Origin of the sequence: Stagnihabitans lacustris (assembly GCF_025950525.1) — a bacterium.
Classification (GTDB): Bacteria; Pseudomonadota; Alphaproteobacteria; order Rhodobacterales; family Rhodobacteraceae; genus Stagnihabitans.
Map to the genome: position 1 here is coordinate 1 of NZ_JAPDGS010000015.1, position 25593 is coordinate 25593.

The following is a 25593-nucleotide window of genomic DNA, read 5'->3' on the forward strand; positions in this document are numbered from 1 at the left end:
TAGTGGTGCCCAGAGCCGGAATCGAACCAGCGACACGCGGATTTTCAATCCCGAAGAATTTCCTTTGATTTCCAAAGCCCCCGGTGAAAACCTTAACGGGACGTATGGGGAACAATGAGCGAAAGGTGGAAACCGGAAAATGGCCGATCGGCTGGCCCCGGAAGCCCGATCCAGGCTTATGTCCCGGGTCCGCGGTAAGGACACCGGGCCGGAACTGGCCGTCCGGCGTGCGGCCCATGCCGCCGGGTTCCGGTTCCGGTTGCACCGCCGCGATTTGCCAGGAACGCCCGACCTGGTCTTCCCCAGGTTCAAGGCCGCGATCTTCGTTCATGGGTGCTTCTGGCACGGTCACGGCTGCAAGAAGGGGCGATTGCCCAAGTCCCGCGAGGATTACTGGGTGCCGAAGATCGCGGCCAACCGGGCCCGGGACGCGGTCAAGCAGGCGCAACTTGAAAGGGCCGGGTGGCGCGTCCTGACGATCTGGCAATGCGAAATCGGCGCGCCCGACGCCCTGGCCGCCAGGATCGCCGGATTCCTCAAGGGCGATTTTTGCGATCGACAAGGCGGGGGCGATCCGCTAGGGTGACGCGGAATCTGTGGAAGGAACGCCCCGACATGAGACCTATCGGAATCGACCTGTTTGCCGGAGCCGGTGGCTTGAGCCTCGGTTTCGAACAGGCTGGATTCGACGTCGCGGCGGCGGTCGAAATCGACCCGGTCCATTGCGCGGCCCACAAATTCAACTTTCCCCGGACGGCCGTGATCGCGAAGTCGGTCGAACACCTTTCGGGCGGGGAAATCCGCCTGGCCGCCGGGATCGGCAACCGGCCCGTCGATTGCGTCTTCGGCGGCGCCCCGTGCCAGGGCTTTTCGCTGATCGGTCATAGAGTTCTGGACGATCCCCGGAACCGCCTTGTTCTGGAATTCGTCCGCATCGTCTCCGAATTGGACGCACGGACCTTCGTTTTCGAAAACGTGAAGGGGCTGACGGTCGGAACCCACAAGCAGTTCCTGCACGAACTGGTCGCGGCCTTTGCGGCGAAGGGTTACGAGGTCCGGTTGCCCTGGCAGGTCTTGAACGCCGGGAATTTCGGGACGCCCCAATCGCGGGAGAGGTTGATCCTCTTCGGCGCGAAGAAGGGAGTCGCTTTGCCGGATTATCCGGCGGCGGCGAGCAAGATCGCGGGGAAGAAGGGGGCGGCCGATTTGCCTCTCGGGCCGACCTGCGCCGAAGCCTTGGACGATCTGCCCGACGCAGAAGCCTTTTCTTCGCTTCTCCATGGCGATGCGGTCAAGACCGCCGCCTTCGGCGCGCCGTCCGCCTATGCCGCCGAAATGCGCTGCCTGACCAACGAGGCGTGGCACTTCTCCCACCCGAGGATCTGGAACCCGGGCGTCTTGACGTCCAGCGCCAGGACCGACCATTCCGATATTTCCCGTCGGCGCTTCGCCGAGACCGAAGCGGGCGACGTCGAACCGATTAGCCGCTTGTTCAAGCTGCCGCCAGGCGGCGTGTCGAACACCCTTCGCGCCGGGACCGACGGGGCCCGGGGCGCGTTCACCAGCCCCCGCCCGATCCATTACCGCTACGACCGCTGCGTAACGGTCCGCGAAATGGCCAGGCTTCACGGCTTCCCCGACTGGTTCCGGTTCAATGCCACCAAGTGGCACGGGGCACGCCAGATCGGGAATTCGGTGCCGCCGCCGCTGGCCCGGGCGGTCGCGCTGCAGGTCATGGCCGCCCTCGGCGTCCTGCCGACCCGTCCGGCCGAAGCGATCCCGCTGGGCGATCCCGCGTTGCTGAACATGGACGTTTCGACGGCGGCGGCCCATTTCGGGATCGCCGCGCCGAAGACGAGCCGCGACCGCAAGAGCGGCGCGAAGAAGAGGAAGCAGGCCGATATCGAGGCCGAAAGGATCGCAGCGCGTGTTGCCTATGGCTAATTCGAACCGATACCAGGCCCTTATTTCCAAGATATTTTTCGACCGCTACCAGCCCGGGGCGACGGCGTTCGAATTCGAACGCGAGGCCATGGAGCACGTAGCCCAGGAATTGCAGATTAAGCTGCCGAAGAACCTTGGCGACGTGATTTATTCGGTCCGGTTCAGGACGTCGCTGCCGGAAGACGTCTTGGCGACCCAGCCCCCGGGGATGGAATGGATCATCGAAGGGGCAGGGCGGGCGACCTATCGGTTCAAGCTGGTGCGGATCAACCGCATCGTGCCCCGGGCGGATATGGCGCGGGTTTCGATCCCCGACTCGACGCCGGAAATCATCCGGGCCTATGCCCTGGACGACGAGCAGGCGCTTCTTGCCATCGTCCGGTATAACCGCCTGATCGACACCTTCCTCGGGCTGACGACCTACAGTTTGCAGAACCATCTTCGAACGACGGTCAAGGGGATCGGGCAAATCGAGATCGACGAGCTTTACGTCGGGATCGACAAGCGCGGGTGCCATTACGTCATTCCGGTTCAGGCCAAGGGCGGCAAGGATCAAATCGGCATCGTCCAGACCACCCAGGATATCCGCTTCGTCGAACAGAAGTTCCCCGGGCTGCGTTGCCGCGCCATCGCCGCGCAGTTCATGGAAAATCAAGGGATCGCGCTCTTCGAGCTGGGTGTCGAAGGGGACGAGGTCAAAGTCGTCGAGGAGCGCCACTATCGGCTCGTTCCGGCGTCCGACCTCGATCGTGAGGCGATCCGGTCCTATCGGGATTGACCGAGATGCGCCCGGGGTGACCCCGGGCGCCCGGTCGTCCTACTTCTTCCCCCAGAGGCTCAGAATCCCCAGGGAGCCGCCGTAGCCGGTCGCGGCGGCGGTCAGGATGCCTTGCAGTTTCAGGGTCAGGACGAGGGTTTCTGAATCGAACTGGACGTAGCCCGCGAAGGCGGCCGGGATCAGGCCGACAAGGAACGAAACGACATATGCGGCCAGGCGAAGATAGACGAGATTCATGGGAAGGCTCCTAGTTGGGGTTGAACTGGACGTCGGGAAGGCGCCGCAGCGCCAGAACCAGCGCCGAGCGGGTTTTCGGACCGACGATGCCGTCTGGCTTCAGGCCGGCCATCGTCTGCCAGGTCCTCAGATCGCGGGCGTCCGCCAGGGCGACGAAGGCGCGGTCGGTGTAACGGACGCGGTCGTCGAGGCCGTTCTGGCCGCCGTTGACGATCCGCGTGACGGCCGCGACGTCGCCGCGCTCGGCGACGGGTTCGACGCCCTTCCATTCCCAGAAGAAGGGGACGACCAGACCTTCCCAAGGGTCGGTGACGATCCGGTCGGGATCGTCGGCGAAATCGGGGGCGCCCGGCGCGGCGTCTGGGTTCGCCCGGCACCACTGCGTGAAGGCGTCATAAGCCGCGCGGCCGGTCAATTGGATCGGCCCGCGGCCCCGGTAGCGGAAACCGTCGCCGTCGATTTCGGGGGTGTTCCCGAGGTCGCGGCGGGAATCGTATAGGGCTTGCGCGGGCGTCGGCTTCGCGCCCCAAAGCTCGCGGTCGTATTGCCAGCCGCCGCTTTCGTGGGCCAGTTGGCCCAGGCACATCGCCAGTTGCAACCGACGGCCGAGGATCTGCGGCCGGGCCCGAAGGCCGATCAGCGTCGATCGCATGTTCGGGTTCGGAGTCCGGCCCGAAACGAAGGCAAGGATTGTGTCGTCGACGATCATGGATCGCTCCGGTTCAGGGGCGGCGGGGCCGCGTCAAAGGACAAGGAAGAAGAACGCCGCCAGGGCGATGCCGACGGCGAGGAAGGCCACTTCGCGGCGCAGACGGCTCCCGGGGTCAGGCATCGTCGTCCTGGCGCTTTCTGGCCGCCACGCGGCGCGCCCGGATCAGGTCGATGATCATTCCCGTGATCGAAATTCCGCCCAAGCCCACGACGAAGGAGGCGAAGCCCGAGCTGTCGCCGTTGGGCGCGATATCCCCGATCACCGGCTTCATCAGCGGTTCGACGACCGGCCCGAGGTAAAGGGCGCAGATCGCCCCGACGATCAGCGAGGCGAACCCGTCCTGCCATCTTTCCCGAAGCGTCACCCAGCGCACGACGCCACCGGCCGCGCCCGCAAGGGCAGCCCGCGCTTGGTCGCTCGTGAACCAGGACACAAAATCACCGTTCTGGCCTGCCAAAGCGGCCTCCTTTCGTTTCTTCGAAGCTTTTCGATTGAGCGGTCAGACCTTCAGCCAGATCGCCGTGGCGGCCCCGGCGTTGCCTTCCGATCCGACGAAGCCCCAGGTCGAGGGCGCTGACCCATAGGCGACGGACGTCCGGCGGAGAACTTTCCGCGCGGTCGTCGAAATCGCCGTGCCGCCGTTGATGTCGGGCGTCGCCGTTCCGGCCCAGGTCGAAAGCGTCGAGGTGGACGAATGCTGGACGCCGAACCAATAGGTCTTGCCTTTCGCCAGGGTGCCCGACGCGGTCACGGTCTGGATACCGACGGTCGAGGTCGCGACGTCCGCGCTTTCGTAAATCTTGTTGTTCGGCCGCCCTTGGGCATCGGAATCGTAGATCAGGATGCGGACGGTCGACGACGCGACGAGGGTCGTAACGTTGATCGCGAGGCCCGTATAGGCGAGGTCGGTTTCGCCGCGGACGGTGAAGGGGAAGAGGTCGATCCGGTTCGCGGCTCCGGCAAGCGTGCCGGTGGCCGCGCCGCCCGCCCCGGCGGTCGTCAGCATGTATTCGCCCGAAGGCGGCGTCAGCCAGGCGATATCGGTCTGCGCGTCGATGATCCGGGCCGCGCCGCCGGTCTGGGCTTTCAGCTGGCCGGAGGTAGAATTGAACCAGAGCGTGCCGTTGGCGGGCGAAGCCGGATCGGAGGCTTGCGCGCCGAGGATCACCGGAGCCGAGAAGGTCTTGGCCCCGCCGACCGTCTGGGCGCCGGACAAGGCGACGGCATCAGTAATCCCATAGCCCGCCAACGTGTTGGGCGTCCCGGTGATCGAAGACCAGGCGGTCCCGCCCCCCCCGCCGCCGATCAGATCGTAAGACGAGCCCGCCTGGCGGCCCCGGAACTTGCCGGTCGTCGCGTTATACCAAAGGTCGCCGTCCGAGACGGTCCCCGGGTCGCCCGCGTTCGGGTTCAGTTGCAGTGCGACCATGGCGCGGACCCGGCCCGAGGTCCGTTCAAGCTGCAAGGCGTTGAACCAGGTCGCCCCGTCGTTCGAGACCTTGACCTGGAAATCGTCCGATCCAGTCAGTCCGAACTCCGCGCGGCCGGAAAAGCCCGTTTGGAAGAGGAACGAACCCGTGTCGGTCGCCGAAGCCTTGTTGACCTTGACCTGATGACCTGCGCCCGCGTGGTTGAAAAGCGAGGCCGGGGCGTTGATCGAAAGCCGGTTCGTCGCATCCGCCGTCGCGCCGCCGAGGCCGAGGTAGAGGGCCGAAAGGTTCGCCGCGGCCATCGCGACCGTCGAAACGGTCGAGGCAAAGGTCACCGTCGGGCTGTTGATGGTCAAAGAGCCCAGCGCCCCGGCGACGGCCGATCCGATGGCAATCGAAGTCGTCGAACCGGAAACCCCGCCGGTTCCGATGTTCACGGCTTTGGTGTTGCCGCTGGTCGTCGCGCCGGAGGCGAGGTTCGTCGTTCCCGGTCCGACTGCGGTCCCGAAGTCGTTGTTGTTCGCCGAAAAGGTCTGCTTGGCCGAGAAGGTCTGGTTGATCGACAAGACGGCCAGGGTCGCCGTGGCATCCGGCAGGGTGAACACCCGGGTCGTGCCGGTCGTGAATCCGCCGATCTGGAACCGGGCGAGCTTGGTCGGATCGCCGTCGTCCTGAAGCGCGAAGGCCGCGTCCGCAAAGACCCCGGAGATCAGAAGCCCCCAAGTCCCGGTCGCGCCGTTGAACATCAGCATCGCGTCGACGCTGGCGTCGATCGCCGTCCAACCGTCCAGCGGCGCGTAGAAGACCCACGCCCCGTCCTGCCAAGCGGCGATCTTGGTCGCTTGACCCGCCCAGGCGCCGGTCGGCGAAGCCGCGACGATCCAGCGTTGCCCTTCGGTCGGGCTTCCGGGCGGTATCGCCAACGCGGCAGTTTGGACGACCACCTGAACCAACGCGTCAAGGCGCCGAAGGCCGTCGTTGACGGTGACGTGCTTTTGCGACTGGTTCGCCGCGAGATAGGGCAGGACCAGGTTGGGCGTATCCGCCATGGGAAGGGCTCCTAGGGGGTAAGGGTGATATCGGCCGCCGCGCCCCGGCCGAGTTGGCCGTTCTGGAAGATGCGGAGGCGAAGGCTGGCGACGGGGCCGCCGAAGTCGGCGGTCTGCATCGCGGCGGTATAGGTCCAGGCGGACGAGGCGAGCCCCGCGACCGTGCGGATCGTCGCCCCGGCGCCGTTCAAGACCAGCAGGTCGTAGGATTCCGAGGCTTCGCCCAACGGCACCTCCGGTGCGGTCCAGCTATCCCCGGCCAGCGACCGGGTGCGGCGCGCCCAGGCGACGGCGATATCCCCGGACCCCTGCCACACCCCTTTGATCCGAAACGGGCTCCAGGGCCGCAGCCCGCGCCCTTGCGGCGTATAGGTCAGAGGCAGGTTCATGGCGTCCCCGGCCGCGCGGTCCGACGGCCCAAAGCGCCAATTCCACGGCATCCCGATTTCGGATTCCGAGATCGGCAGGGCGACGAGGGCGGCCCCCAGAAACACGATCCGGCTTCCGATCGGGGCGAGGGGCAGGATCGCGTCCTCGGTCCCGGCCTGGCCGCGCAGAAGGCGGGAAAGCGTCCAACGGCCGGGCGAAACGATGGTCGCCGTCGCGAACTGGATCAGTTCCCAGACACCCGCCGCCGTTTCCAGGGCCAACAGGTTCGCCCCCGCGAAAAGCTGCTCGTCGGTCACGCTTTGCAACGTCCCGCCCGAGATATCGAGTGCTATCGCATTCGCCCGATCGAAGCGCGAGGTCGGGCCCGAGGGCAGCGCGACCGCGAGGACTCCGAATTGCGCCGAAAGGTCGGCCGTCGCGAAGAGCGAGAACCCGTCGAGCGATGCGCTGCGCCAGATCGCCGCCTGACCATACCAGGGCGACGCGGAAACGGCCGCCAGGGGCCGGTGGGCGGGCACGTCCTCGGACAATTGCGGAAGATCGAGGATCTCCACATCGGGCGGGCCGAAGACGACCGGCACGTCGGTCGAAACCCCGCGCGAGGGGCCGGGACCGAGGTTGTTGACCATGGGATCGCGGCGCACCGCTTCGACGCGGCGGGCGTCGTTGTCGGCGATTTGGGTCAGCCCGAATTCGAGGCTTCGGCCGTCGTTCTCGATGGTCACGATATCGGTCGGATCGAGGGCCAGGCGCGACGGCGGCAGCGAGAAGGTCGCGGTTTCGCGGCCGATCCAGGCTTCGAACAGGGCGCGGCGGGCGTTGCGGTCAGCTTGATCCGGCGGGTGGGCGATGGCGAATTGCTCGGCCCGCACCCGAACGCTGTCGACGGTCACCCTCCGGGCTTCGACCGTGACCGCTTCGTAATCCTCGTCGGCCGAGAGAAGCCGCCATTTCAGGACACGCGGCAGTTCGGTTTCTTGGCCCCGGACGAATTCAATATCTTCGCCCTCGGCCTTTTCGCCCGCGACGACGCCGTCGACGGTGATCGTGGCCACCGGCCCCGCGCCCCGAGCGACAAAGCGCATCGCGCCCTGGCTTTCGACGACGTCGAAGCCGAAATAGCGGGCGAGGGGTTCGATCGAGGCGCGGGGGCTTTCCAGCGAAGCGATGACATAGCCGGGCACGGCTTCCGCAATCCGGTTGACGTCCAGGGCGGCCGAGTCGATCCCCGACCGGGCGCAGATCGCCAGAACGAGGTCGCCCAAGCCAGAAGCGCCGAGCCTCCCGTTCAGCCAATGGCCGACCGTCCAGTTCGCGGTGTCGCCCCATACATCGGCGCGGGCGGGCCAGGTCGGATGGGGCCGCGCGTCCCAGCACCATACGGCCGCTTCGCCCATGTCGATCATGGGCCCGCCGTAAAGGGCCGAGACCGGGTTGTTCGCGGGCGTCGACCAATAGCCGATCAGCGCTTCGAGGTAGCGGCGCTGGATCGCGTCGTCGCGGCCCCCGTTCGAGAAGAACGGCAAGGTGCTTTCGGAACTTTTCGGGTCGAGGAAGACGTTCGGCTGATTGGTGCCCTTGTCGACGGCCGGGCAACCGATCTCCGTGAACCGGATCGGCTTCAAACCCGGGAGCCAAGGCGAAGAGTTCTGCGAATACATCGCCTTGTTGGTCGAGGCCGTCGCCACGGCGGCAAGGCGCGACAGCGGTCGGGACCAACAAACGCCGCGGAACGTCGCGCTGGCCGAGGCATAGTTCTGCCAGTTGATCCCGTCGTAAGACACCACCGCGCGGCTGGTCGATCCCGAATCCGCGACCGCGACGAACACCCCGAGTTCCGCGGCCCAACAGACGCCCCGCCATTGCTGCGCCGTCGGGAAGTTTCCCGAGGTCCAATTCACCAGATCGGCCGAGACTGCGGATCGGCCGGAGCCCGAATTGCCGACCGCGCAAACCACGCCCAGTTCCGTCGACCACGCGATCGATTTGAAACCCTTGCCCGACGGCATGGTTGTAACCGTCCAGGTGATGCCGTCGGGGCTGCTCAAGCATTGGCCCGTTCCGGTCGTATCGGCCGCAGCCACGAACTTCCCCAAGCCCGCCGCCCAGCAGACCGACCGCCAGGCGGAAAGGGTGTTCGTCCCGATGGTCCAAGACAAGCCGTCGGCGCTCACGCCGTATTGGCCACTCTCGCCCACGGCGCAGAATTTGCCCAAGCCAGGCGACCAGCAGACCTTGTTCCAGAGCGCGGACGCGCCGGAGGCGACCATGGTCCAGTTGACCCCGTCGGGGCTGACCATCATGTCGTTGGCGCTGCTGATCCCGCCGACGGCGAGGAACTTGCCCAATTGCGGCGACCAGCAGATGCCGCTGAAGCCGAAGTCTCCGGTTGGGATCGAGGCGCCGGTCCACGTCGCCCCGTCGGCGCTGACCATTACGCGCGCCCCGCCCGCTGACGACCCGACGGCGACGAAGACTCCGCGCGCGTCGGACCAACAGACGTCTTCGTAATTTCCGATGGGCGCGGTCGCGGTCCCGGTCCAGGTCACGAGTTCTTCGACCCCGGCCGGTCGGTTTCCGTGGAAGCGCGACCACCAGTTGCGGAAGTCTTTGGGCCGATAGACCCAGGGCTTGCCATAGGCGCCATCCGTGATGGGCGTTCGGGCCTGCGCTATTCGATCCGCATCGGAGGCATAGAACCAGTCGAAGCCCTCGCCGCCCGCGACGTTCTCCTTGAGATAGCTGAGATCATGGATGCCCGACCAACCGGCGAGGGCATCCAGATGGGCCGTGCCGTCGCGCCAATCGGAGAGCGGCAGGTAGTTGTCGACCCCGACGAAATCGACGTTCGAATCCGCCCACAAAGGGTCGAGGTGAAACAGGAGGTCCCCGGTTCCATCCTCAGGCTGATGACCGAAATATTCCGACCAGTCGGCGGCATAGCCGATCTTCGTTCCCGACCCGAGGATCGACCGGCAATCGGCCGCCAGGGCGCGCAGGCTTGCCACGGCCGGATATGTCCGGGCGTCGGATCGCGCCGTGGTCAGGCCGCGCAGTTCCGATCCGATCAGGAAGGCATCGACCCCGCCCGCCGCTGCGCAAAGCTTGGCGTAATGCAGGACCATCCGCCGGTAACTCCATTCGACCGGGCCGGTCCAGGTGACCGTCGTGCCGCTGACGGTGAAGTTCGCTGCCGTCGCCGCCCCGAAGAAGGAGGCGACCTGCGTCGCGGCCGCCGAGGTCTTGTCGACCGTTCCGGTCTGACCTGCGGCGGGCGAAACCGTGATCCGGCCGCGCCAGGGATAGACCGATTGCCCCGGCGTCGCGGCGTTGGCGCTATAGGGGTTGGGCAAGGCGTTCCCGGCGGGAATGTCCATCATCACGAAGGGATAGAAGGTCACGCGCTTGCCGCGTGCCTTCAGGTCCTGAATCGCTTCGACGACCGCGAAGTCGGCTGGCGTGCCGCCGAAGGCCGGATTCCCGCCCGAAAGCGAAACCGGGTGCGCCGCCGCGCGGGCCACGCCGTCGACCGACCAGCTTTTCGGAGTCGTGGTCTTGGTCGTCGTTTCGACCCCGGGTTGGATCAGGCAGGACCCTGCGCGAAGATCGGTCCCGAACCAGCTGACGACCAACGACACGCTTTCCAGGTTCGGCGCGACCTGTTCCAGCGTATCCAGAGAGGCCGGGAGGTCAGCCTTTCCCGCCGTGCTGTTCTGGTTCTCCGGCGTAGAGGTCCCGCCGGAGGTTCGCGTGATCGTCTCGGTCGCGTAGACGAATTCCCCGGCGCCCGGGATCAGGTTCACCGCGCGGACAAGGCTTTCCATCGACCCTTCGGTCAGCGTCGGCTTGATGATTTCGAAGGACAGTTGCGGAATCCGGTTGCCGAACTTTTCGAGGGGAAGTTCCTCGAAGACGACATAGGCCGTCCCGCGATAGGCCGGGGCATTTCCCGCGCCCATCTTGGCTTCGATGAAGGGATCGGGAAGCTGGGCTTCGGACCCCGTGTAGACGCGCCAGACCGCACCCGGCACGTCGAAGGGTTTCCCGTCGGCCCAGATGCGCCCGATCCCCGAAATCGGCCCCTCGCAAAGCCCGACCGCGAAGGAACACGAATAGGAATAGGTGGTCGTCTGAACTTTGCCGCCGCGCCCCTTGCCGCTCCCGCCTTGGGTCGTCGTCGTCGCCTTTTCGAAGAAGTCGGTCGCCCAGAAGATGTTCCCGCCGACCTTCATGCGTCCAAAGACGGCGGGGATTACGCCGCCTTCGGTCGAAGAGGTCACCCGGAGGCTGTCGAGGCGCGCGCCTTCCGAAGCCTGGTTCGGCGCAAAGGAAGCTACGATCCGAGCGTCGATGATCGTGCCCAGGATCGACCCCGCCGCCTGGCCCAAGGCCGCGCCCGACAGCCCGAGGATCGTGCCGCCGAAGCCCGCCCCGATCGAAGCCCCGGCCGCGGCAAGAACGATGGACGCCATATCAGCCGCCCTCGCCGGTTTCGGAAGTCGCCGGAATTTCCCGCGCCGCGTCGGGCGCCGGTTCGACCGTCGCGGTCGTAGCGGGCTCCTGCGGCGCCGGGTTCCCCGCCGAGTCCGTCGACGTCTTCGTTTCGTTCAGCCCGGGTTCCGGCGCGACCGAGCTTTCGGAGGGCGCGGGATCGGGCGAGGCCTCGACGGCGGGCGCGGCAGGGAACAGGAAGGCATAGGCCGCGCGTCGCGCCCAGGCTTCGGTCAGGGGTTCTTCGACGACGCCGGTGCGGTCGTAGGCATGGACGAAGCTCGGCCGGATCAGGCTTTCGCCCAGCACGCCGCAATGCTTCGCGGGGGAGCCCGCGACCATGCGGAAGAGGATCAACGCCCCGGGTCCGGCCGCTGCGACGGGAATTTCGATCAGCGCCGCCCGTGCGGCCGTCGCTAGGACTTCGCGCCCGCCAGCTTCGCCCCAGTCGCGGGTGTAGGGCGGAACGTCCCAAGGCTCGTCGCCATGCAGCCCGCGCCAGACCCCGCGCGCCAAGCCCAGGCAATCGGCGCCGACGCCCTGGACAGAGGATTGATGCAGATAGGGCGTGCCGATCCAGTCGCGGGCGATGGCAAGAACAGCCGAAGGATCGGCCGGGTGAAGGTCGGGGGTCATGGGATCGGGTCCGTCAGGCAAGCGGCGCGCCGTTGTTGGCATCGCCGCGGTTGGGATAGCGCATCACGGCGTCGTCCCCGGGGATATGGGGGAAGCCCCGGAAGTTGACGCCATTCGCAAACTTCGTCCGGCAGGTCTCGAACTGCTTGTCGCAACCGGCGGTGATCAGGAACCCGTCCCCGACCGAGATCGGTCGCACCGGCGCCTCGAACAGCGTGACCGTCCCGCTTGCGAAAGCGGCGACTTCGGTCTTTCGCCCGGCGTTCGCGCCGGTCGTCCAAGACACAACGCCCAGCGCGAAGAGATCGTCGGCATAACCCGAAAGGGCGGCCGAAAATCCCCGGTCGCCGATGGCCGCGCCGACCGACCCGGCGGCCGACCGGGTCGGAAGGCTGAGGTTCACGCCGCAGCGCGCGTCGCCCAGATCGGCGTCGCAATAGAACTGGAAGGTCCGTCCGACCGTCTGGTTCAGCCAATGGGCAAGGGACCGAACTTCGGCGACGAAGGAGGTCCGGCCGCGGCGGATATCGCCGATATTGCCGCGCCGCAAAAGCACACGTTGATCCGTCGAGGCCCAGTTGACCCGCCAGACTTCGACTTCGGCGTTGTCCCAGCGGCCGTCGAGGATATCGGTCTCCGTGATCGCATCTGACGAAATCGCGCCCTGGACGTCTTGCGCGTCGACCCCGAAATCCTGCCCGGACCGAATTTCCGAGGGGACGAAGCCGCTTTCGGGTTCGAACGTCGTGCCCGCGAAGGAAAGCGCAACGTCGTGGTCGGTGAAGCCGAAGACCGCGCCGTCTTGGCGCGCAACCTTCCAGCACCACGCAAGGGTCGAAGTCCCGGAGTCGAGATGGGCTTGAAGCCCGGCGGGGAACGTTTTCATCGGCGAATCTCAATCAGGGGGATGGAAGCGATAGACCCCGTGCGTTCGATATCCAGCGTGATCGGGAGTTCGTCGGTGTCGAAACGGACCGGAACGTCGAATTCGAACCCGGCGGTGATGGCGACACCGGAGGCCGGGGGGGAGGTGAAAGTCACGATCCCGGTCGTCGCATCGACGGACCAACCGGACGCCAGCGGGACAGAGTTCGCCGCGATCAACACCTTTCCCGAAACGGGCTTTGCGATAGCCCGCTTCCAGGTTTGGCCGCCGGAAGAATAGGACTTCACAAGCGGGAAGGTAGCGATGGCCCCATTTCCGACGCCGATCAACTGGTCTGTCGCCGCGATCGCCGCCGACGGCAGGCAAGACTTGTAGTCGGCCCAATCCTTCCAGCGGAAGCCGCGCAGGCGGCCGTTCCGGGCTTCGAAGAAGGCGGTGACGGCGGCCAGGTCGTCGGCCCGGCGCAGCCCATAGGCGGCGTCGTAAACCCGGCGCGAATTGGCCCAGACAGCGTTGCGTTCTTCGTCACCGGAGGCCAGAGTCACGATCCGCGTCCGTCGCTGCGGCCCGCCCTTGGCGCCCCGGCTGATGTTATCGGGGAACCGCACTTCGTCGAAAGCCATCAGTATCCCCTCCGCCCGAAGGCCACGGCGCGGGCGATATCGCTCGCCACCTGAACCCGGGACTGGCGGAAGCTTTCCGCGTCGCGGGCGTTGATCGTGACGTTCAGTCCCCGGCCGCCGATCCCTTGCCGAACTTCGTCCCGGCTTTGCACTCGTTCGCCGCGTTGCAAGATCGCGGGCACTTCGTCCGACCGCAGGCCAGGCCATCCGCCGTCGTGGAACCGGGCGGCGGCGGCGAAAACGGCCGAGGGCACCGAGCGGCGCGGGCCGCCATGGCCGACGATCCCGCCCTCGTGGTTGACGGCGGCGCTGGTCCCTGCGTTGATCCAGGAACCGAGCCAGCCAAGGCCCCCGCCGGAAAGCGTGCCCTGAAGCGCTGTAGCGATGGGCCCAAGCACCGACTTGCGGATCGCCAATTGAGCCAGGTCGGCCATTATCGAAACCGCCATGTCGTGAAAGGAGAACTTGCCGGTCTTCACGAAATTGCCGACGGCGGTCTCGGCGCCCTTGAAGGCGCCCACGATGGCGTCGCCGACGTCTTTGCCGATGTCCTTCGCCGCCTCGGCGTATTGCTTCAACCCGTCGACGGCGGCTTCCCAACCGGCGGCCGCTTCTTCCGCAGCCGCACGGGAGGCACCCCCGGCCGCCCGCGACGCCGGAACGGTCGCCGCCACCGCCGTTTGCAGATCCTTGAAGTCCTTCGAATAGATTTCTTCGGCGGCGGCCAATTGCAGATCGTCCAGCCGCCCTTCTGCGTTCAGCTTCTGAAGCGCGAGAAGATCGGTCTTCCGGCTTTCGATCAGGCTGTCGACGGCGCCCGCGTTCTGCACCGACGAGAAGCCGGGCAGGAGTGTCGCCAGAGCGTCTGGCGGGGTCTGGGCGCCCAGCGCCGCATTCGTGCCGAAGGTGCGGATCGTGCGGGCGTCGGCGCGCATCGCCGCAGCATTGCTGATATCCGCCATCGTCGCGGCGCGGGATTTGTCGATCTGGTCGGTCAGGTTCTGGGCCGCCTCCCGCCGCTCTTGGCCTCGGATGCGGAGAAGTTCGATCTCGACGTTCAGGACCTCCTTCCGCGCTTGGAATTCGGCCTCGGAATTGGCGATCACCGCTTGCGCGGCGGCCGAGGACGCCCCGCCGGTCTGGTTGATCGTGTCGTTATAGGTCCTGGCGACGCCCTGGACCGCCGAAATCGCGCTTTGGACGGAAGATGCAGTCCCGGCGTTCCGCAGCATTTCGTCGGTGAATTGGCGCGTCGCATCCGCGCCGTCGAAAAGGGAGCCCACAAGGGGGATCATCACCGAGGCGGCCGTGCCCGCCAAGACGCCCCACAACCCAAAGGCGGAAAGCAGTTGCGGAAGCTGCTGGGACATGGCCCGGGTCGCGTTGGTCCCACCCGCGACCTGCACCGCGAAATCCTGAAGCTGGAAGGCCGTGTTCTGAATCGCCGCCTTCGTCGCGCCGGAGGTCTTGTTCAGTTGGGTCAGCGCCTGCGACCCTTGGGTGCCGAGGCGGTTGAGGTTTCCAGCCCCCTCGCTACCGATCCGCCGAAGTTGGTCTTCGACCTCCTTGCCGCCGACCAGCGCCAGGCGGACCGATACCTTGCGCTCAGTCATTGTCGATCCTTTCCCGGATTTGTTCGTTCATCCGCCGGACCATCGCCGCTTCGATACCGGGCAAGAGTTCGGCGACGACGAAGGCGTCGACGCCCAGCGCCGCCGCCACGGCGAAGGCGACGTTCATGTCGATCCCGACGACGGCCGCCGGGATCACCCGCATTTGGCCCGCCAGGCGCTGGACCAAATCCCAGACCTGCCAGCCTTCTACGGTTTGCGGCCGGTTCAGGCGACCGGGGCAGTCGGCGCAGGGTTCAGGGCAGGCCTCGCAGTATCGGCCGCCCCCGCCGAAGTGCCAGTCGGCAAGGGCGCAGAGCCGTTTCCCTCGTCACGCAGAAGCAGATAGGGGCCGAGGTATTCGTCGTTGAAGGCGCGGTAGATCGGCCAAAGGTCGAGAAGGGCGTGGATGGCTTCGGGGCTGGGGTCGACCGGGTTGCCGTCGGCGTCGCCGATCCCGTCCCAGGACAGCACGGCGATATCGGCGACGGCCTTCGCCAGGGCGACGGCCAAGCCCTCGCGGCCTTCGTCGCGGGCGGCTTCGACAAGCGGGTCGGCCTGCGCCGCCGCGAAGATCGCGGAAGTCAGCGGCCGGAGCGTCAGGGTTGCGCCGCCCGGAAGGTCCAGGCGGATCGAGGCGGGGGCGGGTTTGAGCTTGATCATCAGTATCCTGCGACGGTGTTGGTGAGAACGAAGGTGCACATGCGGGCGGGGCTGACGGCGATGGCGGCTTGCCAGTCGAACGTCGCCTGAATCCCCTTCGGGCCTTGGATTTCGGCCTTGGGCCGGGGCAGATAGACCGCATGGGCGGTGAAAGTCAGGGCGGCAGTCGCCGAAATCGTCCATGCAAAGACGAGGTCGCAGGGCGTGCCCGCGACGGCTTGGTTGAACAGGGCCAGGTCCGCGAACCGCGCTTCCAGCGACCCGGTCAGGGCGGTGATCGAAGGATCGGCGCCGTCGATCCGCCCGTCGTTGCGAATGCTTTCGATGGTGTCGAGGTTGTTGTCGTATTGGACCCGGGCCGAAAGGATGTTCGCCAAGGCCGAGCCGAGGCGGGTGATCGACCCGTTGAAATGCCCGAAGCGCTGAAGGTTCTGCGCCGTCAGTGCCCCCGCCGCGGTCGCGGCCGCGACGGTCTCGTTCTGGGCGATCAGGCTCGCTGTCATGGTCAAAAGGCCGGACCGACGCATTTCCCACTGGAGCTTGTCGACCATGACGCCGGAATACATCGCGAAGCGCGGAACTTCGGGCATTTGCGTTTCGAGCGCCAGGCTCGGCAGGGTCCAGCCGCCGGAGACGAAGGTGTGGGTATTGGCCCCGCCGGTCAGCGTCGCCCCCGAAACCGTCCCGGCCGAAGCGGGCGAGGTCGAGGCCGCCAGGGTAAAGGCGTTCCCGGCCGTGCCCGTCGTCTTGTAGGTCACGGTGAGCGTCGTCCCGCCCGTCTGGCCGTAGTTCGCCAAGAGGACGCCTGCGACCACCGACGCCAACAGGATCGTGACGATGTTGGTCAAGGTCGCAGCGAGGTTCGCCCCGATATTGACCTGGTTCCCCGTCGCGCCCGAGGCCACGAAGGTAAAGGTGGTGCCGTTGATCGTGATCGTCGCGTTGACCGCCGGTTGCCCGGAAAAGACGATGGTCCCCGCCGCCGCCGCGACCCCGGCCGTCGTCGGCGCCCCGAAGGCGGCCTTCAACCAGAAGCCGATGTTCTCGACGTCGATCGGCACGACGACGTCGCCGCCCGCCGAGAAGGCGTCCTTGATCGGCGCCTGCGGGTCGCGGCCATAGCCCAGAAGCTCCGACCCCAGAAGGGGCTGTTCGCCGCCGAGCGAAGTCGAGGCGAAGGGCACTTGCTTGAAGCCCGAGCCGGGTGGCGTGCCGTAAAGGGATTCGAAGGCGAGCGCCATTTGCGCCCGCGCGCCCTGAGCGCGTGCCATAGGGGTGGTTCCTTTCGGTTGGGGGGTCAGACGGGGGAAGCGGCGGCGTAGTCGATAAGGACCGGCAGGACCGCGGCCTTGACGGGCTCGGTGCCCTCGGCGGCGATTTCGACGGTCTCCGGGGCCTGGATCTCGATCCAATCGCAAAGCCCGCCGAGGGTCCGGTCGGCCGCGATCACGGCGCCGACGGAGGCGGTCAGGGCGTCGAAGGCGGTATCGCGCCCGGCGTCGGCTTGAACCAAGACGTCGATTTCGGCGCGGTGGCTGTAGAAATACCGGAGCGGCGACAGGGTCACTTCCGGTTCCCCGGGATCTCCGTCGCGCAGGATCAAGACTCCGCCCGCCGGGATGCGGACAGGAAGGGCTTCGTTCCGAAGCACAAGCGGGCCGGACATGGCCAGCAGGCGGGAGAAGAGGGCGGCCAAGACGGTTTCGCGGGTCGAGGGCATCAGGCGGACCTTTCGGGCCAATTGGCGAGGACGAAGGCGGGCAGACGGGATTCGGCGGCCTTCGCGGCCGCGGCGAGTTCGAGGCGTTTCTTCAGCTTGACCTGGGGTAGAAGCAGGAAGATCGGCACCGTCGTCAGGCCGCGCCCTGTCTTGGACTTCGACGCGGTCGCGCGGCCCTTGGTATTGAGCCGCCCTTCCGTGACCAAAAGGCTCGGGCCCCGCGTCCGGTAGACGAAGCGCAAGCGCAGCCCGGTCCGCCGTTCCCAGCCCAACGGTGTGATCCGCTTGTTGCCAAGACCCTTGGTGCCTGCGGCGGGAAGAGGGATCGCCAGCCAGAATCCGTCCTTCGACTGGATCAGCGCGCCTTGGTCGAAGGCGTCGACCACCTTCGACGCGTTGCTGTAGACCACCGCGGCGGCCCGAAGCGAGGTTCCGCCCTTGGGATAGACGGCGTTGCGGATCGTCCGGGCGAGGTTCGGGCCGAGCCCCGCCGCCGCGATCTGGCCGCGCCAGGCGGTCTTCAGGCCGTCGGCGGCGGCGGCGACGCCCTTCGTCACGGCGCGGCGGCCCTCCGGGATCGACGAGCTGACGATTTCAACGAAATCGCCCTGGACGGTGACGGAAAGCCTCACGGCGCCCGCGCCTCCGCTTCCCAGACCAGCCGCGTCGCATCCCGCGTTGGGGTGCCCTGAATTCGATAAACGACGCCGTCGACCTCGACCGTATCGCCCGCCGCGAAGGTCGGGGCATCGGCCGCCTGGATCGAAACCATCACGGTATCGCTGACGAAGCGGCTTTCGCCGAAGTTCTGCGTCCGGTCGGGCGCGGCCAGGACGACCCGGCAGGCGTTGCCGCCCCCCGCGCCGCCCGGCCGATAGAGCGCGTCCACCGCCAGCGTCCGATCCCGGAAGCTGGCGGCGACGGCGGCTGCGAAACCGGCCATGACGCTCAGTTGACCGAAGCGCCGTTCAGGCGGACACGGCCGGTCGTGCTGCCCGCGCCTCCCGCATCGACCTTGACCGCGGCGCCGATGCGCTTGTTGGTCGAAGCCACGTTGGTGCAGGCGGTGCCGTTCCAATAGATCGCGTCGCCCAGCGCCCAGGCCTGCGAGCCGACCTTGGGCAGATCGACGATCCCTTCGGTCAGGAAGGGGCCGTCGGCGCCGTTGGCGATATCCGCCTGAGCGACGCCGAAAAGCGAGCCGAACAGGACGCCTTGGCCGGAAACGACGGCCGAAGGTGCGGTCAGGACGACGATATCGCCCGTGCCGATGAAGTTCTTCATTGGGGTTCTCCTGGGGTTTGGGGGGATTGCGGACCGGCGTCGGCCGAGCCCGGATCAGAAAGGGAAGGGCGACGCGCGGGGTCCGCGCATCGCTGGGGCGGCGCGTCGCTCAGACGCCGACGTTCTGGAACAGGCCGCGCCAGTCGATCGCCTTGTAAGCGAAGTCGTGCCGGGCTTTGATTTCGATGCCGTCGACCTCGAACCCATTGCGGGTTTCGGTGTAGACGCCGTTGTTGCCTTCCAGGTAGCCGAACTCGACCGTGTCGATCCGCGACGGATCGGCGGCCAGGAACCAGGGCTTCGCGCCCGCGGCGGGCAGAAGCCGGGCTTCCTCGATGATTTCGAGGCGGTTGGCGAAGGCGTTCACCCCCGAAACCTGCGCCGGGGTGGTCTGGGTGACGTTCTTCCGGGCTTCGACCGCGCGCGTGCCCGGGGGCACGACGATATAGCGCGGCTGGATCGCGATCAGGCGGCCTTCCAAGCCCTTCTGCTTGGCGTAAAGCTCGTAAGCCTCGGTCAGCGAGGTTTCCGAAATCGCCGCCGCCGTGCCGAGGTTGCCGTGGGTCGCGTGGAAGAGCGCGACGGCGTCGCCCATCGTCGGGTTCCCGGTCAGGATCGAATAGACCAGGTCGGATTCCAGGTCGGCGGCCGAGGCGCCGAAGGCCGCCGGGATGCGGGCGAAGGCGTTCAGGTCGTCGTTGATGATGGTTTGGCGGGTGATCCCGATGATACGGCCATAGGTCGCCAGCGCATAGGTTTCCTTGCCTTCGCCGATCGTCCCGTAGGTGAACTCGCCGGATTCCGGCACCTTCAACAGGTCCGGCGCGCCGCCGAGTTGCGTGCGCTGCACCGTCTTGAAGTCGGGAATCGAGACCTGCCGCGCCCAGGCGGTGAAGGTCCGGGGCGTCGAGTCGTAGCCCTGGCGCAGGGTCTTGTTCGCAACGTTCGCCAGGATCGACGGGAAGTCCGAGGTCGAATGGAGCCCGACGTCGGCGCGCAGGCTCAGCGCCGCCCCGGCCAGTTCCATCTTCGACATGCCGCGGGTGTTCGTCCCGCGCCGTTCGAGGGAGAAGCGGGCCATTTCCATCAGCGTCATGCCGCGGAATTCGCGAGCATTGCCGTCCAGCGCGTTCTGCGCGGGGGCATGGCGGTGCATCAGGGCGGCGGTCAGGGCATCGCGGAAGCCGATATCCGTCGCCGACGGGCCGCCCGCTTGGGCGGGCACGGTCTCGGCGCCGCGGGTCGTCGGGTTCTGCGACGCCAGGCGATCGAGGATCGCCGAGCGCGCCGCGTCCAGGTCGACGCCGCGCGCGATTAGGTCGGCCCCGAAATCGGCCGGCAGGGCGTGGCGCTGGCAAAGGTTCAGGATATCGGCCGTGCGACGGCGCTCTTCGGCGCGGATCGCGTCGGCCTGGCCCGCGGCCTCGGTCGGGGCCGCAGCCGCGGCGGGGGTGGGCTCGTTGCCCGGCAGGGTCGTGGTTTCGGGGTCCATCTGGAGTCCTTTCAGGTTGTCCGCGCGAACGGCGGCGATGGGCGCTTGAGCCCGTTGCAGGATGCACGGGGCGAGGCGGGTCTTGGCGGAAGGGTCGGAACGGATCGTCGCGCCGGGATCGGCGGGCATGGCGACCGCGGAAACCTCCATCGGTTCCCAGTCGACGGCCCGCCAAAGCTCGCGCTGGCCTTCGACCTTGGTGATTTCGTAACGATGCACGCGGTAGCCGACCGAGACGAAGCGGACGGACTTTTCGAGGATGCGTTGGACCAGGTCGGCCGCGTCGGCGGCCGCGGTCAATTGGATCGTGGCAAAGCCCTGGCCACCGTCGATATGGGCGGAACCAGGGACAACGGAGCCCAAGACGGAGCCCAGCGACCAGCCGTTGTGGCTGTCGAGGAAGGGCGCGCCGTCGTTCATGCGGCCCATGCGGACCGCGGCCCGACTTACGACCAGTTCTTCGTCGTATTCCACGACGTCGGACCAGCCTTCCCAGCGTTGGCGCTGGATGATCGCGCCGGTCGTCCAGACGATTTCGACGGTGCGGGCGGCGGGATCGACGCTTTCGGCGCGCACCGACGCGGCCCGCCCGATCAGGGGCAGGGCAAGGGTTTCGGGGGGCATCGGATCACTCCTGTTGCGGTTGAGGCGGCGATTGGCCGGGGTCGGTCGGTTGGACGTTGCCGCCCTTCGAAACCTTCCGGGGGTCGCTGTCGAAGACGAGGCCCAGCGCGTCGGTTTCCGCCGCATGGGCCGCCCATTCTTCGACGACGGCGCGGGGGTCATAACCGCGCTTGGCGATCATCTGCTGCGGCGAGGCGAAGCCCGCGCGGGTTTCAAGAAGGTCGGCTTGGACGTCTTGCAGCGGGTTGACCATTTCGAAGCGCGGTGGCGCCCATTCGGCGGGGACGACGGCGTCGACCGGGATCAGGCCGGCCAATTGGCAGGCTTCGACGAACCAGGCCCAGACCGGCTCGCAGAACATCGGAATCACGGTTTGCCATTGCAGCTGCTCGACCATGCGGCGGAATTCGTTGAGCCCGACGCGGCTGGACGAGAAGTTGTTTTGGCTGAGGTCGCCGGTCATCAGCGCGTAAGGCACCCGGAAGCCCGCCGCTATCATGCCCATTTGCACTCGGTTCCATTCGTAGATTCCGGCGGTCGACGCCGGTTGGTTGAACTTGATATCCTTTCCGCCCCGGGCATAGGCGATCAGCCCCGGCTCGAACTGTTCGACCTGGTTGCCCTGGCTGTCCTGGACGACCGGGGCGACGGAATTCTGGGTCTCGTCGTCGCCGAAGACGATCCCGACGAGGCAAGCTTCAGTCTTCTTCCGCACCAGTTCGGCTTGCTGCCAATCGCCCAGGTCGCGCAGCGCCACGACGGCCGGGGCCGCCCAGGGCACGCCCCGGTTCTGGACCCTTTGGCGTTCGAACATGTGAAGGACGCGGTCGGTGCCGATCCGCTCGGACCGGAATCCGTTGGTGAACATCATCCGGTTGCTGCCCGGGTGGTTCGGGAACATCCAATAGCCGATCCGGCGCCCGGCGGCGTCGTATTCGATCCCTTGGTCGGTATAGCCGCCGACCGGGCTATAGATCGCCCGGCCGTCGTCGAGGTGGTCGATTTCCCGAAGCTGAATCTTCAAGGGCACCGCGGCGCCGGGCGCGACGATCTTCAGCCCAAGGATATCGCCGGATTCGACCATTTCGCGGACGGCGAGGTTCTGAAGCCCATAAAAGTCGGTCAGCCCGTAGAAATCGCAGGACCGCGCGAAGGCGGTCCAGAGTTTGTCGACTTTGCGGTTCAGCGTCCGGTTCCCCGATGCCGCCCGGGGGCGGATGCCGGGGCCGATGATGTTGTTGACCAGAACCTGAACCGCTTGGGCGGCCAAGGCGTTGTTCCGAACCAAGTCGCGCGAGCGGGCCCGCAGCGGCGCGGAGGCGGCCGCGATTTCGGCGTCGGCCGAGGCATTGGCCGAAGACCAGTTGCCCGTCAGGCGGCCCGCCTTGCCGCCCTCGTAACCGCGCCGCAGGTTGGCGATGGCGACACGGGCGGCATAGCGTTTCGCGGCCGAGGCGGGCGAGACGGCCGCCAGGGCTCGATCGAAGAAGCCCCAGGGCACCTCGGGCGCGGCGGAAGACGTGCGGCGGTCCATTAGCCCCTCCGAAAGCTTGCGAAGCGGGCGACGGGGGCGGCCTGGCCCGACGTCCCGGCCGCCAGTTCCGCTTCGACGGTCCGAATCCGACGGAGAAGATCGTCGCCGCTCGGATACATGACCTCCCGCCCGTCGGGCATGCGGACGCGAAGCGTGCCCGCCGCATAGGCTTCCTTCAGCGCGTCGAGGTCAGCTTGCGTCCAGGCCATCCTAAAACCACTTTCCGCGCCGCGGCCCCAGCCATCCGGCGGGTTTCGGCGCTGCTTGCGTGTTGCGGGGCGGGGCCAAGTTCGTGCGCCCCGCCGGTTCGATTTCTTCCAACCCGGCCGTCGGCGCGGGGTCGAGTTGCATTTCCATCTGCTCCCACCGCGGTTCGTCCCAGCGGTCGAGGCCCATTAGCCAGGCGGCGGCGCGGGCATAGACCCGGCAGTCCAGCCCTTCGTTGCGGTCGCGCGTCTTCTGCCATTCCAGCTTCGGGAAGCCGTGGCGTGTCTTGATCGTGATCAGCTGCTCGGCGGTCAGTTGCCGGACCCATTCCGAGGTGATCCCGCGCGGGATATGGACGTAACCGGCAGGCCAGGCGCCCCCGGCGCCCAGTTCCTCGTCGGTCGGCGGGGCAAGGCGCAGGAAGCGGTAGGTCTCGGACTTGAACACCGAAACCGCGACCTTCCAAAGCTGGACACCGCGCCGTATTTTCCGGCCGCGTTCGGTCACTTCGACGAAGGTCGGCCCGTCGACCGGGCTGGATCGGTCGAACCCGCCCACGCCCTTTACCGCCAGGACCTGGCCCCGGCCTTGCGCCCGGACCCAGGAATAGACCGCATCCGTCGTCACGCCGTCGCCGCTGTCGATCGCAAGACGCGCCAGGCCCATGCGTTGCCCGCCGGGATGGGGCCAGGTCTGGCCGAGAACTTCCGTCAGCTTTTCCCAGGTCGCCGGATTGGCGATTTCGCCTTCCACGACGATATGGTCGACCAGCCACGACTGCAGATTCCGGCCCCAACCCCAGACGTCGACTTCGATCCGCCCTTCGCGCTGGACGTCGGCCCCGGCCGTCAAGACCAGCACCCCTTCGGGCACTTGGCCGAGTTGCCAAGGCTCGCGCCGTTCGTAAAGACGCTGCCAATCCGGCGCTTCGCCGCGTTCCTGCCAGCTTTCGCCGAGGATCGTGTTCTTCAGCGTCTTCAGGGCCGCATCGTTGCCTTGGGCGGCCTCCCAGGATCGGGCGATTTCTTCCCAGGACAACCAGCCCAGCGGCGAATAGAGCCCGGAGATATGGAACCCGACCACACCCGAGGCGCGGGCCGCTTCGATCTGGTCGGCAGGGGCAGTCGGGAGCCATCCGGCCCCGTTGGCCTCCGCCATCATCCAGGGCTTGTGCCGTTCTTCGATCGGTTCGTCGCAGGCTTCGCAGATATACCGGGCGCGGTCGGGCAAGCCCTTCGGCCAGCGCAGCCGTTCGAACTTCAGCCATTGCAGCGCACCGCAATGCGGGCAGGGGACGTGATACCGCTGCTGGTCCGACACTTCGAACTCCCGCTCGATCCGGCTGACGCCCTTTACGGTCGGCGTCGAGGCCAGAAACATCTTCGACCGATGGCCGAAGCTGATCGTCCGGGCCTCGGCCAGGGTGATCGGATCGCCCTCGCCGTCGACGTCGCCCGGATAGGCGTCGACCTCGTCCAAGAAGACCCAGCGCGCGGGCATCGACCGCAACCCGACCGCCGAATTCGCGCCGGTCAGAACGAACTGGCCGCCCGGAAACCGCTTCGACAGGATCGTGTTTCCCGAGTCCCGCGACCGCGCAGGCATCACCAGGGCCCGCAACTCGCCGCTTTCTTCGATCAGCGGGTCGATCCGCTGCTGGGAAAGCCGTTTCGCCAAGTCCGTCGTCGGTTGGACCGCCAGAAACGGCCCCGGCGCCCGGTGCATCACATAGCCGATCCAGTTGTTCCCGGCTTCCGTCGCGCCGACCTGCGCCGCCTTCATGAAGACGACCCGCCGGGCCGAATGCGCGGGCGACAGCGCGTCCATGATCGCCTTGAGATAGGGCGTCCGGGCCGTCCGATAGGGCCCGGCCTCCGAAGCCCCGCGCGACGACAGGATGCGGTGCCGATCCGCCCATTCCGAAACCGTCTGGACCGGATCGGGGGCGAGTCCCGAAAGCCAGGCGGCGCGGATTTCGTCCGCGCCGTCGTAGTCAGCGAAGTTCAACCCGGATCTCCGCAAGCTCGCCCAAGTGCAGCCGAAGGTGGGCGTCGAGAACCTGCTCCATGCGGTGCGGGTCGATCCCCAATTCGGCGGCCATCGTCGCCGCCACGCGCGGCGGCCAGCCGATCCAGGCGTCGCGCTCGCGCCGGGCGAGGTCGAAGACCGATGCCGTCGCCCTGGCGCGGTCGACGAGTTCCCCCTTCATCTTCCCAAGACGCACTTTGGCGGTTTGGGCCTTGATCACCTCGTTCGCCATTCGGGCGCGCAGAAAAGAAACCTGACCGCCTTCAGCCTCCCCGGGCTCTGCCGGTTCGACCGGCGCCCCGGCTTCCGACAAGGTGTCGTTGACCGCCGCAATGGCGGCGCGAGGCACCGGCTTCAAGCCCAGTTCGGCCTTCGCCGCCGCCGTGCCCTTGGCGGTGGACCCGGCCAATTGGCGGGCATGGATTCCGCGTTGCTTCGTCGGATCGGTCTTCGCGTCCCATTGGGCGTCGGCCTTGTCGGCGTCGATCGACCCGTCGGCTTCCGGCGTGATCCGCCCCGAAGCAATGGCTTTCGCCACGGCCGTATGGCTCACCCCGCGATGCGCGGCGTATTGGCGGCGCGAGAGGCCCATACCGAAGTTTTCTCCACTTTTACAGCGTGTTAGAAGTTGCTCTTTGCCTTTTGCTCCCCACTGTCAGAGCCATTCCGACACCCCGAAAGGAGCAAAGATGAAACGCGAACCCACCGGCCACGAGACCGCTTGCCTCGCGAAAGCCGACCATTTCGTCGCCGTCCGCGGCCGCAAACCGACCGACCGCGTCCGCGCCCGGTTCGACCGGATGGACCAGGCCGAAGCCTTCGCCGCCGAGTTCAGCGACCGCCGCACCATGATCTACGCCGTCACGGCCGAAGGCCGCGCCGCCCACATCAAGAACGCCTGAAAGTGGGCCCTGATGTTGAACCTTTTGACCGCGCCGAGCTGACGACCTTGAGCCAGGCCTTGACGGAAGAACCGCTGGGCCGCCTGGCGACTTTCGAAAAGACCGCAACCCGGTTCCGTCGCCTTCTCGCTGCCGGGATCGGGGAGGATCGGTGCGCCGTCGTCGCTTCGAAGCTTGCCCATTCGGAAGACCTAGAAACCGCGCAGGATCGCTGGAAGGCGATCCTCGAAGAGCACGACAGGCAGAAGCGCCAACCAAACAGTGCTTTCCATATCTTCCTTGCGGGGAAGCCTCCGTTCCCGGCAAAATCGGGCTCTTAGACGCGACTTCGAAAGTTTCCCATTTGATTCTCT

General features: G+C 66.9%; 26 protein-coding genes. 5 read left to right on the plus strand and 21 right to left on the minus strand.

Translation table 11 applies throughout. The annotated features are described in order from the left end of the window. The first annotated feature begins 178 nt into the window (after window positions 1-178). The 3 genes from NX862_RS18755 to NX862_RS18765 are packed head-to-tail and all read left to right on the plus strand — an operon-like array spanning window position 179 to window position 2722. The gene (locus NX862_RS18755; protein WP_319800899.1) at window positions 179-586 is read left to right on the plus strand and encodes a very short patch repair endonuclease; all 408 of its coding nucleotides are present in this window, start codon (window positions 179-181) and stop codon (window positions 584-586) included. Beyond that, window positions 583-1944, plus strand: coding sequence for a DNA cytosine methyltransferase (locus NX862_RS18760; protein ID WP_264495475.1), 1362 nt, complete (start codon window positions 583-585; stop codon window positions 1942-1944). The genes NX862_RS18755 and NX862_RS18760 overlap by 4 nt, the downstream gene beginning before the upstream one ends. Further along, entirely contained in the window at window positions 1937-2722 is a 786-nt protein-coding gene (locus NX862_RS18765; RefSeq protein WP_264495476.1) for an endonuclease, read from the plus strand. Before NX862_RS18760 ends, NX862_RS18765 begins: the two co-directional genes overlap by 8 nt. Window positions 2723-2761: 39 nt before the next feature. On the opposite strand, the gene NX862_RS18770 is transcribed toward NX862_RS18765, so the two are convergent. The 21 genes from NX862_RS18770 to NX862_RS18870 all read right to left on the minus strand — a co-directional run bounded on the left by NX862_RS18770 (window position 2762) and on the right by NX862_RS18870 (window position 24930). Further along, complete coding sequence (locus NX862_RS18770; RefSeq protein ID WP_264495477.1) at window positions 2762-2959, minus strand: hypothetical protein; 198 nt, start codon at window positions 2957-2959, stop codon at window positions 2762-2764. Between the two features lie 10 nt (window positions 2960-2969). Beyond that, window positions 2970-3668 carry a peptidoglycan-binding protein gene (locus tag NX862_RS18775; protein ID WP_264495478.1) on the minus strand — a complete coding sequence of 233 codons (699 nt, stop codon included), beginning with the start codon at window positions 3666-3668 and terminating at the stop codon, window positions 2970-2972. 115 nt (window positions 3669-3783) lie between these two features. Next, window positions 3784-4128, minus strand: a complete 345-nt coding sequence (locus NX862_RS18780) for a hypothetical protein (RefSeq protein ID WP_264495479.1) — start codon at window positions 4126-4128, stop codon at window positions 3784-3786. A 42-nt stretch (window positions 4129-4170) separates the two neighbouring features. Beyond that, window positions 4171-6150 (minus strand): DUF2793 domain-containing protein, encoded by a 1980-nt coding sequence (locus NX862_RS18785; protein ID WP_264495480.1) that lies wholly within the window; start codon window positions 6148-6150, stop codon window positions 4171-4173. A gap of 11 nt (window positions 6151-6161) precedes the next feature. Then, the gene (locus NX862_RS18790; protein WP_264495481.1) at window positions 6162-11012 is read right to left on the minus strand and encodes a baseplate multidomain protein megatron; all 4851 of its coding nucleotides are present in this window, start codon (window positions 11010-11012) and stop codon (window positions 6162-6164) included. A gap of 1 nt (window position 11013) precedes the next feature. Then, the gene (locus NX862_RS18795) at window positions 11014-11667 is read right to left on the minus strand and encodes a C40 family peptidase (RefSeq protein WP_319800898.1); all 654 of its coding nucleotides are present in this window, start codon (window positions 11665-11667) and stop codon (window positions 11014-11016) included. Window positions 11668-11680: 13 nt separating this feature from the next. Further along, complete coding sequence (locus NX862_RS18800; protein WP_264495482.1) at window positions 11681-12553, minus strand: phage/gene transfer agent baseplate hub protein; 873 nt, start codon at window positions 12551-12553, stop codon at window positions 11681-11683. Further along, window positions 12550-13176 carry a DUF2460 domain-containing protein gene (locus NX862_RS18805; protein WP_264495483.1) on the minus strand — a complete coding sequence of 209 codons (627 nt, stop codon included), beginning with the start codon at window positions 13174-13176 and terminating at the stop codon, window positions 12550-12552. The genes NX862_RS18800 and NX862_RS18805 overlap by 4 nt, the downstream gene beginning before the upstream one ends. Continuing rightward, complete coding sequence (locus NX862_RS18810) at window positions 13176-14789, minus strand: phage tail tape measure C-terminal domain-containing protein (RefSeq protein WP_264495484.1); 1614 nt, start codon at window positions 14787-14789, stop codon at window positions 13176-13178. The genes NX862_RS18805 and NX862_RS18810 overlap by 1 nt, the downstream gene beginning before the upstream one ends. After that, on the minus strand, window positions 14782-14952 hold the full coding sequence (locus NX862_RS18815) for a DUF7697 family protein (protein ID WP_264495485.1): 171 nt from the start codon (window positions 14950-14952) through the stop codon (window positions 14782-14784). The genes NX862_RS18810 and NX862_RS18815 overlap by 8 nt, the downstream gene beginning before the upstream one ends. A gap of 62 nt (window positions 14953-15014) precedes the next feature. Beyond that, a complete protein-coding gene (locus NX862_RS18820; protein ID WP_264495486.1) occupies window positions 15015-15449 on the minus strand; it encodes a hypothetical protein in 435 nt (144 codons plus the stop codon). Continuing rightward, window positions 15449-16720, minus strand: coding sequence for a phage tail tube protein (locus tag NX862_RS18825; protein WP_264495487.1), 1272 nt, complete (start codon window positions 16718-16720; stop codon window positions 15449-15451). Before NX862_RS18825 ends, NX862_RS18820 begins: the two co-directional genes overlap by 1 nt. Before the next feature lie 26 nt (window positions 16721-16746). Then, window positions 16747-17169 carry an acyl-CoA transferase gene (locus tag NX862_RS18830; protein ID WP_264495488.1) on the minus strand — a complete coding sequence of 141 codons (423 nt, stop codon included), beginning with the start codon at window positions 17167-17169 and terminating at the stop codon, window positions 16747-16749. Further along, on the minus strand, window positions 17169-17801 hold the full coding sequence (locus tag NX862_RS18835; protein ID WP_264495489.1) for a DUF6441 family protein: 633 nt from the start codon (window positions 17799-17801) through the stop codon (window positions 17169-17171). Before NX862_RS18835 ends, NX862_RS18830 begins: the two co-directional genes overlap by 1 nt. Next, entirely contained in the window at window positions 17798-18112 is a 315-nt protein-coding gene (locus NX862_RS18840) for a head-tail joining protein (RefSeq protein ID WP_216977175.1), read from the minus strand. Before NX862_RS18840 ends, NX862_RS18835 begins: the two co-directional genes overlap by 4 nt. 5 nt (window positions 18113-18117) lie before the next feature. Then, complete coding sequence (locus NX862_RS18845) at window positions 18118-18453, minus strand: DUF2190 family protein (RefSeq protein ID WP_216977177.1); 336 nt, start codon at window positions 18451-18453, stop codon at window positions 18118-18120. 109 nt (window positions 18454-18562) lie between these two features. After that, window positions 18563-20569 carry a prohead protease/major capsid protein fusion protein gene (locus NX862_RS18850; protein WP_264495490.1) on the minus strand — a complete coding sequence of 669 codons (2007 nt, stop codon included), beginning with the start codon at window positions 20567-20569 and terminating at the stop codon, window positions 18563-18565. Window positions 20570-20573: 4 nt separating this feature from the next. Beyond that, complete coding sequence (locus tag NX862_RS18855) at window positions 20574-22103, minus strand: phage portal protein (protein ID WP_264495491.1); 1530 nt, start codon at window positions 22101-22103, stop codon at window positions 20574-20576. After that, window positions 22103-22312, minus strand: a complete 210-nt coding sequence (locus NX862_RS18860) for a phage head-tail joining protein (protein WP_264495492.1) — start codon at window positions 22310-22312, stop codon at window positions 22103-22105. The genes NX862_RS18855 and NX862_RS18860 overlap by 1 nt, the downstream gene beginning before the upstream one ends. A gap of 1 nt (window position 22313) precedes the next feature. Then, window positions 22314-24317 (minus strand): phage terminase large subunit family protein, encoded by a 2004-nt coding sequence (locus NX862_RS18865; RefSeq protein ID WP_264495493.1) that lies wholly within the window; start codon window positions 24315-24317, stop codon window positions 22314-22316. After that, complete coding sequence (locus NX862_RS18870) at window positions 24304-24930, minus strand: hypothetical protein (RefSeq protein ID WP_216977124.1); 627 nt, start codon at window positions 24928-24930, stop codon at window positions 24304-24306. Before NX862_RS18870 ends, NX862_RS18865 begins: the two co-directional genes overlap by 14 nt. Before the next feature lie 97 nt (window positions 24931-25027). On the opposite strand from NX862_RS18870, the gene NX862_RS18875 reads away from it, so the two are divergent. Together NX862_RS18875 and NX862_RS18880 are read left to right on the plus strand one after the other, a co-directional pair. Beyond that, window positions 25028-25240, plus strand: coding sequence for a hypothetical protein (locus tag NX862_RS18875; protein ID WP_216977126.1), 213 nt, complete (start codon window positions 25028-25030; stop codon window positions 25238-25240). 59 nt (window positions 25241-25299) lie between these two features. Continuing rightward, window positions 25300-25560 carry a hypothetical protein gene (locus NX862_RS18880; RefSeq protein WP_264495494.1) on the plus strand — a complete coding sequence of 87 codons (261 nt, stop codon included), beginning with the start codon at window positions 25300-25302 and terminating at the stop codon, window positions 25558-25560. The last annotated feature ends 33 nt before the right edge of the window (window positions 25561-25593 follow it).